8 protein-coding genes are annotated in these 9,676 nt (G+C 73.3%); 3 read left to right on the top strand and 5 right to left on the bottom strand.

From position 1 onward, the window contains the following. Positions 1 to 224 precede the first annotated feature (224 nt). A complete protein-coding gene (locus tag VF746_30150) occupies positions 225 to 1,961 on the top strand; it encodes a S8 family serine peptidase (GenBank protein HEX8696719.1) in 1,737 nt (578 codons plus the stop codon). A gap of 637 nt (positions 1,962 to 2,598) precedes the next feature. Here the strand turns inward: VF746_30150 and VF746_30145 are convergent. The 5 genes from VF746_30145 to VF746_30125 form a co-directional block, all read right to left on the bottom strand. After that, positions 2,599 to 3,225: a hypothetical protein gene (locus VF746_30145; protein HEX8696718.1), complete on the bottom strand. Its 627-nt coding sequence runs from the start codon at positions 3,223 to 3,225 to the stop codon at positions 2,599 to 2,601. Positions 3,226 to 3,241: 16 nt separating this feature from the next. Then, on the bottom strand, positions 3,242 to 4,558 hold the full coding sequence (locus tag VF746_30140; GenBank protein HEX8696717.1) for a tetratricopeptide repeat protein: 1,317 nt from the start codon (positions 4,556 to 4,558) through the stop codon (positions 3,242 to 3,244). 208 nt (positions 4,559 to 4,766) lie between these two features. Then, a complete protein-coding gene (locus VF746_30135) occupies positions 4,767 to 6,071 on the bottom strand; it encodes a HipA domain-containing protein (GenBank protein ID HEX8696716.1) in 1,305 nt (434 codons plus the stop codon). Then, positions 6,068 to 6,301 (bottom strand): helix-turn-helix domain-containing protein, encoded by a 234-nt coding sequence (locus VF746_30130; protein HEX8696715.1) that lies wholly within the window; start codon positions 6,299 to 6,301, stop codon positions 6,068 to 6,070. Before VF746_30130 ends, VF746_30135 begins: the two co-directional genes overlap by 4 nt. Positions 6,302 to 6,777: 476 nt before the next feature. Next, a complete protein-coding gene (locus tag VF746_30125; protein HEX8696714.1) occupies positions 6,778 to 8,124 on the bottom strand; it encodes a sigma-54 dependent transcriptional regulator in 1,347 nt (448 codons plus the stop codon). A 223-nt stretch (positions 8,125 to 8,347) separates the two neighbouring features. On the opposite strand from VF746_30125, the gene VF746_30120 reads away from it, so the two are divergent. Continuing rightward, entirely contained in the window at positions 8,348 to 8,971 is a 624-nt protein-coding gene (locus VF746_30120) for a hypothetical protein (GenBank protein ID HEX8696713.1), read from the top strand. A 235-nt stretch (positions 8,972 to 9,206) separates the two neighbouring features. Continuing rightward, positions 9,207 to 9,676 (top strand): hypothetical protein (locus VF746_30115; GenBank protein HEX8696712.1); only part of this gene is annotated, 470 nt, incomplete at its 3' end.

Here is a 9,676-nt window from a genome sequence, read left to right as displayed (position 1 = left end):
GGCCCGAATCTCATCCCACGGTGTGTTCTCCCTCTCCCGCGCAGCGGGGGAGGGTCGGGGAGGGGGCATCCCCGGCCGCACCGCACGAATGACTGTCGAAGCAGCGAGCACTTCGCACCTCGCACTTCGCACTTCGCACTTTCAAGACGCTTGCGTCCGCCCCCGCCCGCGACTAACTAGTTGGCGGTCGGTCCCGCCTCGCTCCGCCCAGCCAGGAGACACAGATGAAGGGACGCATCGCCCTCCTCGCGGCGCTGGCGCTCGCCGCCGCCTGCCACGACGCGCCCGCCCCGTTCGATCCCGGCGACCTGAGCGGCGTCCAGGCCTCGGCCGCGCCCGCCGCGGCGCCGGGGAAGTACGTCGTCGTCTTCGAGGACGGCGTGGCCGACGCGCCGGGGCTGGCGCGGCAGCTCGTGCAGCAGCACGGCGGCGAGCTGCGCTTCACCTACCGCCACGCCCTCCGGGGCTTCGCCGTGGCCGGCCTCCCCGCCGCCGCGGCCGAGGCGCTGGCCAGGAACCCCAGCGTGGCCTACGTGGAGCCCGACGCTCCCGCGCGCCTCTTCGACACCCAGACGGGCGCCACCTGGGGGATCGACCGCATCGACCAGCGCGACCTGCCGCTCTCGACCACCTACGTCTTCGGCGCCACCGGCGCGGGGGTGAACGCCTACGTGCTCGACACCGGCGTGCGGCTCTCGCACACGCAGTTCGCCGGGCGGGCCAGCTACGTGCCCAACGGCGCGGGCGGCGACTTCGTGGGCGACGGGCAGGGCAGCGCCGCCGACTGCCACGGCCACGGCACCCACGTGGCGGGCACCATCGGCGGCGCCACCTACGGCGTGGCCAAGGGGGTGAAGATCTGGGCCGCGCGCGTGGTCAACTGCTCGGGGAGCGGCGACGTGTCCATGGCCATCGCCGCGGTGGACTGGGTGACGGCCAACGCCCTCCGCCCGGCCGTGGTCAACATGAGCCTGGGCTACGGCGACGTGCAGGCGCTGCGCACGGCGGTGGAGAACTCCATCGCCGCCGGGGTCAACTACGCGGTGGCGGCGGGGAACGGGCACTGGCTCTTCGGCTACCCGCTCGACGCCTGCGCCGAGTCGCCCGCGGGCGCGCCCAACGCCGTCACCGTGGGGGCCACGGACCAGAGCGACCGCGAGGCCTCGTTCTCCAACTACGGCACCTGCGTCGACATCCTGGCGCCGGGCGTGAACGTCACCTCCTCGTGGTACAGCGGCGACGCCGCCACCAACACCATCAGCGGCACCTCGATGGCCACGCCGCACGTGGCGGGCGCCATCGCGCTCTTCCTGCAGGGGAGCCCCACGGCCACCCCCGCGCAGGTCACCGCGGCGCTCAAGACGAACGGGACGCCGAACACCATCACCCTGCACAGCAGCAGCTCGTCGGGCGGCACGCCCAACCTGTTCCTGTACACGGGCGCCTTCAGCGGCGGGCCGGTGAACGCGCCGCCGGCGGCCGCCTTCACCCACTCGTGCGCCGGGCTCGCCTGCACCTTCACCGACGCCAGCACCGACGCGGACGGCACCATCGCCTCGCGGAGCTGGACCTTCGGCGACGGCGGCACGTCCGCGGCGGCCGACCCGTCGCACGCCTACGCGGCCGGCGGCACCTACACCGTCACCCTCACCGTGACGGACGACGGCGGCGCCACCGGCACCACCTCGCGCCAGGTGACGGTGACCGACCCGAACGCGCCGGCGATCACGCTCACCGCGCAGGCCCTCACCCAGCGCGGGCAGAAGTACGTGGACCTGGCCTGGAGCGGCGCCGCCGGCACGAGCGTGGACGTCTACCGCAATGGCACGCGGATCACCACCACGGCCAACGACGGCGCGCACCGCGACTCGCTGGGCAAGAAGGCGAGCGGCACCTTCACCTACCGGGTGTGCAACGCCGGCACGACCACCTGCTCCAACAACAGCTCGGTCGCGTTCTGAGCCCCGGCCGCCCTCGACAATCCGCCCGGCGTACCACGCGGTGCGCCGGGCGGCGCTTTGCGGGCGGGCGTTTTGCACGGGGGCAGGCATCCCGCACGGTCGTTTCGGACAGGCGAACCGGCTGCCACGAGGGTAAGTAGCACTCTGACAGGCATTTGCGTTTTGCCATCGCCGTGGTCCGGTTCTCGCCTTAGGGAAAGGCGACAGAACGGGGGGCCTGTCCGCCAACTGCCTCCGGCGTACGGCCCCGGCCCGGTAACTCCGTTGGGGAACGGGGGTTACCGGGCCACTGTTTTCCATGAGCCGACCCTCTCCCGCACTTCGCGGGAGAGGGTCGGCTCGTTTTGCACTGCGTAGGGCATTCCGCACGGTCGTTTGAGGACGGGGTCCGTGCCGCCGTTGCCATAAACGGCCTTCTGGCAAGCATTTGCGTTTTGAAGCCGTCCTGGCCTGGATCTCGCCTTAGGGAAGGGCGACAGGACGGGGGGCCTGTACGCCAACTGCCTCCGGTGTACGGCCCCGGCCCGGTAACTCCGTTGGGGAACGGGGGTTACCGGGCCACTGTTTTTCACGAGCCGACCCTCTCTCGCATTCCGCGGGAGAGGGTTGGCTCGTTTTGGGTACAGGTGATGTCCCCTTACAGCCTCTTCACCTTCACCGCGCTCTGGAAGGCCGCCGCGGCGACGATGCGCGTGGCGGGGTTGGTCGCGCCGAGCCAGGCGGAGGCGTCGAGGTCGACCAGCAGGTCCACGTCCTCGTCCGGTCCGCCCAGGTCCACCTGCCGCTCGACGACGATGGAGGAGCCGGGCAGGATCGACACGTTCACGACCCCGGTGACGTCGATGCCGCCGATCACGAGTCCGCTGGTCACGCTGGCGGTGACGCGCGTGAAGGTGACGCGCACGGTGGCATACTGGTCCCCGGGCACCGAGCCGCGCGCGACGAAGACGCTGTCGTGCCCGTCGATGCGCACCGTGGCGCTCGCCGGGCCGCCCGCGTCCTCGGCGGCGCCGGTGGCGGAGACCAGCTCCACCCTCGCGTCGAAGGTGATGGTCCCCTGCGCCCGCCCGGCGATGTGGGTCGTCGCCGGCCCGCCCGGCGCGAGCGCGTAGGCGGCCGCGCGCGACGGGCTCCCGCCCTCGGGGGTGCCGTCGCCGGTGGCGCGGGTCTCGACGTCCTTCTGCCCTCCCACCAGCACCTCCTTGCCGCATCCCGCGGCGCCGGTGAGCAGGAGCAGGGCGAGGAGCGCGTGCTTCGTTCGCATGGCGTTCATGGTCGGGTCATCCCTCGGTCGGTCCGTCGGGAGTCGCCGCGGACGCGCTCGCGCCCAGGGCGGCCAGGTCGCGCTCGGCGCGCTCGATCTCGGGGCGCGTGCCGAGGCGGCGGTAGATGGCGAGCGCTTCCTCCAGCCGCGCGGCGGCGCTCTCCCGGCGCCCCGCGCCGGCGTCGAGCAGCGCGTACTCGTGCTGCGTCGCGGCCAGCTCGATCGGCGGGGTGCCGGGGGCGCGGCAGAGGTCCAGCGCCTGCTCGTAGAAGACGAAGCCCTCCGCGTCGCCGCGCGCGCGCGCCACGGCGCCCAGCCCGCGGTAGGCGTGCGGCAGCAGCGGCGTCAGCCGGTGCACCACGGCCAGGCGCTCCAGCTCGCGCGCGGCCTCTTCGGCCTCGCGCAGCTTCCCCTCCAGCAGCAGGCACTCGGCCAGGTTGCTGAGCACCGCGCCGCGCAGCGACGGCGAGCCCTGCCCCTCCAGCGAGCGCCGGTACGCCGCCTCGGCCGCGGCCAGCTCGCCGCGCTCCACCAGCAGGCGCGCGCGGCCGTTCTCGATGGGGAGCACGCCGGCCGCGTCGCCGAGCGCCTGGACCACGGCCCCGGCGCGGTCGAGCCAGGCGGCGCTCGCGTCAAGGTCGCCCGTGCGGCGCGCGACGACGGAGAGGTTGCTGTAGAGCTGCCAGAGCGCCCGCGCGGGCGCGGCCTCGCCCAGCAGCTCCACGCCACGGGCGTACCACTCGCGCGCCTGCTCCCACAGCCCCTGGTCGCCGTAGACGTTGCCCACGCCCTGGCACGCCACCACGGCGCCCTCGGTGTCGCGCTGGGCGGCGGCCACCTCGTAGCCGGCCAGGTACAGGCGCAGCGCCTCGTCCAGGTGCCCTCGCTCGCGGGCCACGCGCCCCAGCCGCCTGAGCGCCAGCCCCTCGCCGCTGCGGTCGCGGGGGCGGCGGCCCAGCGCGAGCGCCTGGCGGTAGAAGCCCTCCGCCGCGTCCAGCCGCCCCGCCTCTTCCTCCACCTCGCCCGCGGCCACCAGGGCGCGCGCGGCCGCCGCCGGGTCGCCGCCCTCCAGCCCGCGCAGCGCGTGCAGCGAGTGGCGGAGCACCGCTTCCACGCGCTGCCGCACCCGGTCGGCCAGCGCGGCCACCTGCGCCTCCAGCGCCGCGGGGTCGGCCAGGCGGGTGTCGAGGGTGGCGTACGCCGCCGAGGCCGACCACGCGCGCTCGCCGTCGTCGCGCGACGCCCCGATCAGCGCCTCGCGGAGGTGGACCAGGTCGTCCACCTCCGGGAGAGCTTTCAGCGCGTGGTCGATCTTGAGGGGGCGCGGGGTCATGGACGGCAAAGTGCTCGATCGCAGGCTCCGGCGGACGTGTGCCGGGCACGTGCCGTTCCAGTCAGCGTGGGAAGAAGATCCGCGTCAGTGCTGGATTTTCAGTAGATCGGGAAAAGAGCCGGATGCGGCTTTGTCACTTTTTGTGGCAAGGAGGGTGAGAAAGGCGGCAGGACGCGGGGCCGGCCAGGCGGAGGCAACAGAAACCGAATCATGCCGCGCGCATGAGATCCGCGGCACACCCGCGCGCGCGGGTCGCCACGTAACGGGCGAGGCGCCGGAGATACCCGGCGTTCAGGCCCTCTTCGTCGATCAGCCGCTCGGCCACGGCGCCCGCCACGTCGTCGACCCGGGACGCCAGCGCCGCTACCTCGGCCAGAAGCCCCTTGGGCAGGCGGCTGAGCTCCATCTCCCGCAGCCACGCATCCCGATCGATCTGGTCGAGCGCGGTGTGCCCGCCGATCGCCATCGCCAGTCGCAGCTCCCGCTGCCGTCCGCGCTTCACCAGACCGAACGCACTCGCAAGGTCGTACAGCGGTGCCAGTCTTCCACTCCCTCCCGGCTCGATCAGGAGCGAGAAGTTGCGCAGGTGCGCGTCGGTCCCCGCCGTGATCCAGGCGAAGCTCACCCCCCGGACGAACGCGTCGACGTCGCCCGGAGCCGCATAGTCCCGCAGCAGGCGCACGACTTCCCGGATGCCGGCCCCACCCTCGGCCGCGTACTTGAGCGCAGGGTCGAGGCCCAGCGCCTGCGCCATGTCTTCCTGGTGGAGCCTGCGCACTTCCCCGCGTGCATCCGTCCACCGGTCGTACCGCTCCACCACGATCGCGCTCTGTTCGCCGAAGCGCGCCACGCGCGACGGCGCGGCCGACAGTCCCGCCGCCCGGGCGAGCTGGAGGCAGAAGTGCTCGTTCTCGTTGTGCCCCGCCATCCCGGCCAGAGGGGGCTTCAGGATGTGCGTGCTCGCCCGCAGCCCCGACGGCTGCCCCCACCGTGCCCCTTTCTCGTCCCACACCAGGGCAACCTTTCCCAGCGCGCCCGGAAGGCTGAACTGCCCGGTGTGCATCACCCGCCGGTCCGGGGAAGACCGTGCGGCCACCTCGCGTAGCAGCGTCTCCAGGCCGGAGTCGTCCAGCCACTCGACTCCGGACGCGAGGACTCCGGACGCGATCTCATCCGCGCGCTCCGGTGTGGCGAACTGGACCGCGCCCGCGCAGTCCTCCCCCACGTGCGCCAGCATCGCGTACGGATCATCCCGCGACACGCCGAATCCCGCTTCGATCTCCTGCAGCCGCGCCTCGTTGTCCGGAAGCAGGCTGCGCAGCCAGTGCCGCACGGCCAGGCCCTCGTGCTCCGGCGCGGCCAGCGGAAGCGAGAGCGACACCGGATAGGCACGCGGTTCCCCCAGCCAGGCGTCGGTGTAGCGCAGCCGGTAAACGCGCGATCGCGGCACCGGCGTAAGACGGCCTACCACGACCCGGTCGAGGAGAACGGTGAGCTCCGGAGGTGCCGTCATGCGGTCTCGTCCAGGCCGTCGTCGGGACCGCGCGCGTCCAGGCGCATGCCCAGCGCGGTCAGCGTCCGCAACACCAGTGCGATCTCCAGGCGCTCTCCTCCGGCCTCCAGCGCGGCGATCCACTGGCGTGTGCAGCCGACCCGGTCGGCCAAGGCCTGCATGCTGAGTCCCTGCCGCTTCCGCTCCGTGCGCGCCAGAAGCCCAACCTCGCGAGCCGTCCTGAGTCTCATCGGCAAATCCGTGTTACCGATCATTGACAGGTTTCTATCTGTTAACAATCGCTTACATCTGGTGCTCTGTCAATGATCGTTAACAAACAAAGGAAATGCTACCCCACCCTGACAGATCCACCACGTTCTTCCTGGCGTGGTACACTTTCTCACACTCTCGCCAGGGGAGGTCTCGATGACCGGAAGAACAGTCGGAAGCCGAGGCTCGAGTTCGACGCGCTGAAGGTGGAGAGCTTCTCACCCGCCGAGCCGCGGGGCGAGCGCGGGGACCGTGCAGGGCAACGAAGGGCCGAACGGATGTACTTCGACGACACCTGCTACTACCGCTACACCCGCAACGGCTTCGACGACAGCTGCGCCCCCACATGCCAGCACATCGAGACCTGCCTGGAGTTCTGCCGAGCTCACTCCACGGCGGCCGCGCCGACCGGCGGGCGAGCGGGAGACCCCGTTCGCCCGCCGTTCCACCCTTCCTCCTACTCCTCCACGATCCCGTACTCCACGGCTTTGCGCGAGACGGTGTTGCGGTGCATCCCCAGCCGCTCGGCGGCGCGGCCGAAGTGGCCGCCGACCTGCTCCAGCACCACGCGCAGGTGCAGCGCCTCGACCGCGGCCATCGACAGGTCCGGCGAGTAGCCGGGGAGGGTGGCGCCCGCGGCCTGCGGGGCGCCGCGCGCGTCGATCTCCAGGTGCTCGGGGAGAAGGGTGTCGCCGGCGGCCAGCAGCACGGCGCGCTCGAGCACGTTGCGCAGCTCGCGCACGTTCCCCGGCCAGGCGTGCGCCGTCAGCCGCTCCAGCGCTTCCTCGCTCACCGCGCGCAGGGGGCGCCCGTACGCGCGCGCGAAGCGGGCGGCGTAGTGCAGCGCCAGCGGGCGCAGGTCGCCGGGGCGCTCGCGCAGCGGCGGCAGATGCAGGCGGACCACGGCCAGGCGGTAGAAGAGGTCTTCGCGAAAGTCGCCGGCGGCGATCAGCGCGGACAGGTCGCGGTGGGTGGCGGCCACCACGCGCACGTCCAGCGGGATGCGCTCCTCGCCGCCCACGCGCTCGACCTCGCGCTCCTGCAGGGCGCGCAGGATCTTGGCCTGCAGCACCAGGCTCATGTCGCCGATCTCGTCCAGGAAGAGCGTGCCGCCGTGCGCCCGCTCGAAGCGCCCGATCTTCCGCGCGACGGCCCCGGTGAAGGCGCCGCGCTCGTGGCCGAACAGCTCCGACTCCAGCAGGTCTTCGGGGATGGCGGCGCAGTTCACCGCCACGAACGGGGCCGCCGCGCGCGGGCTCACCCGGTGGACGGCGCGCGCCACCAGCTCCTTCCCGGTCCCGCTCTCGCCGGTGACCAGCACGGTGGCGGCGCTCGGCCCCACGCGGCCCACGGTCTTGAACACCTCCAGCAGCTCGGGGCTGGACCCCACCAGCTCGTCGTCGCCGCCGTCGGCCTCGGGGAGGGGGACGGCGCCGCCGGCGGGGCTCGCGGCGCGCAGCAGCGGGAGGAGGTCGTCGCGGCGGACGGGGGCCGTGAGCAGCTCGGCGGCGCCCAGGCGCGGGGCCTCCATGGCCAGGCGCAGCGAGGGGGCGCTGGCCACCAGCACCAGCGCGCCCGCGGCCGGCTGCGCGGCGATGCGGCGGATCAGCTCGGCGTCGTCGCCCACGGCTTCCACCGACAGCAGCGTGGCCCGCCAGCGCCGCTCGGCCAGCGCGCGCAGCCCCTCGCCGAGCGACGCGGCGGCGCGCGGCTCCAGCCCCGCCTCGCGCGCGGCGGCGCGCACCGCGGCGGCCGTCTCGGGGTCGCCCCCGATCAGCAGCACCCCCTCCTTCTTCGCTCCCATCCGCCTCCGGCGTCCATCGTTTGCAAAATGTGACAAGCGCCTCTTCCGTGTTTTCGAAAATGTAGCAACAAGCCGGCCGCCGGAAGTGACACGATTGAGAAAACCCAGCAGCGGCAAGGGTTTCCGGGATGGCACCGCCCCTGCCTTTCCCCGGGCCGTCAGCGGCGGGCGCGCCCCTGCGCCCCGCCAGGTCCCACGAGAGACAGAGACCGGGAGACGGACGATGACGAAGAAGATCAGCGCGGCCCTCTGCGCCGCGGCGCTCGCGGCGGCGCTCGGGGGGTGCGGCGACTCGACGGGGGTGGCGGGCTCGGGCGACGCGCGGATGCAGGTGGCCGCGCAGGGCGACGACGCGCCGGGCGCCTCGGCGTCGCGGGCGCCGGACGGGCCCCGCTACTCGCACTCCTCCGCCAGCGGCACGGTGGACTTCCGCGCCCGGGTGTGGGTGCAGACGAGCGCGGGCGGCTGGGTGGAGCTGACCGAGCAGGCGGCCGAGCAGGCCACGGTGGACGCGTCGGGCCACGCCGGCGCGGTGGTGTTCGCCACCTCGAACGTGGAGGTGGGCGCCTACAGCCGGGTGCGGGTGGTCTTCGAGGACGTGCGCGCCAACGTGAGCGGCGGGATCCAGGTGGGGACCGGGCTGCTGACGGGGTCGGTGCTGGTGAGCCTGGGCGGCGACGGGAGCGTGACGGTGGAGCGCCAGGTGAGCGTGTCGGCGTCGGCGGGCGGCACCACGCGGCTGCTGATCAACCTCAACTCCGACGTGTGGCTGAACCAGGCGAGCGCCACCACGCACACGGTGAGCGAGACGGCCTTCGCGTCGGCGGTGCAGATCACGGCGAGCTGAGGGGTGTCGGGGAGCGTCGGGGATGTCGGGCGACTCAAGTCGCAGCAACAACGGCAGGAAGCCTCGCAGACCGCGCGAGGCTGCGAGGCCGGCATCGCAGTGAAGCTCGACCCCGGCGCGTGAGCGGGGAGAACGCACCGAAAAAGCTCCCTCTCCCGCGCAGCGGGGGAGGGCGGGGGGAGGGGGCATCATCCCCGGTGAGAGAACAGATTTGTCTTGAGCAGGAGATAGAGCGATGAAGACGAAGTTCCTGATGCTGACGGCCGCCGCGGCGCTGGCCGTTCCCGCCCTGGCGGCGGCGCAGACGAAGGTAGAGGCGGGGGCGTCCGCGTCGGTGCAGACGCAGACGCGGGCGCGCGCGGGCGGCGAGGAGGGGGCCCGCGCGGAGAGCCGCGCCGGGGCGGACGCGACGCTCCAGGCCGCGGTGGACGCCGGGCTCCCGCGCGAGCCGGTGGCGCGGGCCATCGCCCGGGCGCGGGCGCAGGGGAAGTCGGAGGCGGCGGTGGCGCGCGCGGCGGCGGAGGCGCACTCCCGGCTCTCCGTCTCCCGCGAAGCGCTGAGCGACGGTGGCGAGCGCTCGCCCTCGCAGGCGGAGATCGCCGCGGGCGCCGAGGCGCTGGCGAAGGGCGCGAGCCGCGCGGACCTGGCGCTGCTGGCCGAGCGCGCCCCCGCCCGCCGCTCGCTCGCCGCGTCACTTGACGCGCT

Origin of the sequence: Longimicrobium sp. (assembly GCA_036389795.1) — a bacterium.
Taxonomy (GTDB): Bacteria; Gemmatimonadota; Gemmatimonadetes; order Longimicrobiales; family Longimicrobiaceae; genus Longimicrobium.
The sequence above is the reverse complement of the archived record's forward strand: the minus strand, read 5'-3'. Positions and strand labels throughout refer to the sequence as shown.

Excerpts from the sequence above, each read along its gene's own strand:
- VF746_30150 (HEX8696719.1), top strand. The coding sequence starts at position 225 with ATGAAGGGACGCATCGCCCTCCTCGCGGCGCTGGCGCTCGCCGCCGCC.
- VF746_30145 (HEX8696718.1), bottom strand. The coding sequence starts at position 3,225 with ATGCGAACGAAGCACGCGCTCCTCGCCCTGCTCCTGCTCACCGGCGCC.
- VF746_30140 (HEX8696717.1), bottom strand. The coding sequence starts at position 4,558 with ATGACCCCGCGCCCCCTCAAGATCGACCACGCGCTGAAAGCTCTCCCG.
- VF746_30135 (HEX8696716.1), bottom strand. The coding sequence starts at position 6,071 with ATGACGGCACCTCCGGAGCTCACCGTTCTCCTCGACCGGGTCGTGGTA.
- VF746_30130 (HEX8696715.1), bottom strand. The coding sequence starts at position 6,301 with ATGAGACTCAGGACGGCTCGCGAGGTTGGGCTTCTGGCGCGCACGGAG.
- VF746_30125 (HEX8696714.1), bottom strand. The coding sequence starts at position 8,124 with ATGGGAGCGAAGAAGGAGGGGGTGCTGCTGATCGGGGGCGACCCCGAG.
- VF746_30120 (HEX8696713.1), top strand. The coding sequence starts at position 8,348 with ATGACGAAGAAGATCAGCGCGGCCCTCTGCGCCGCGGCGCTCGCGGCG.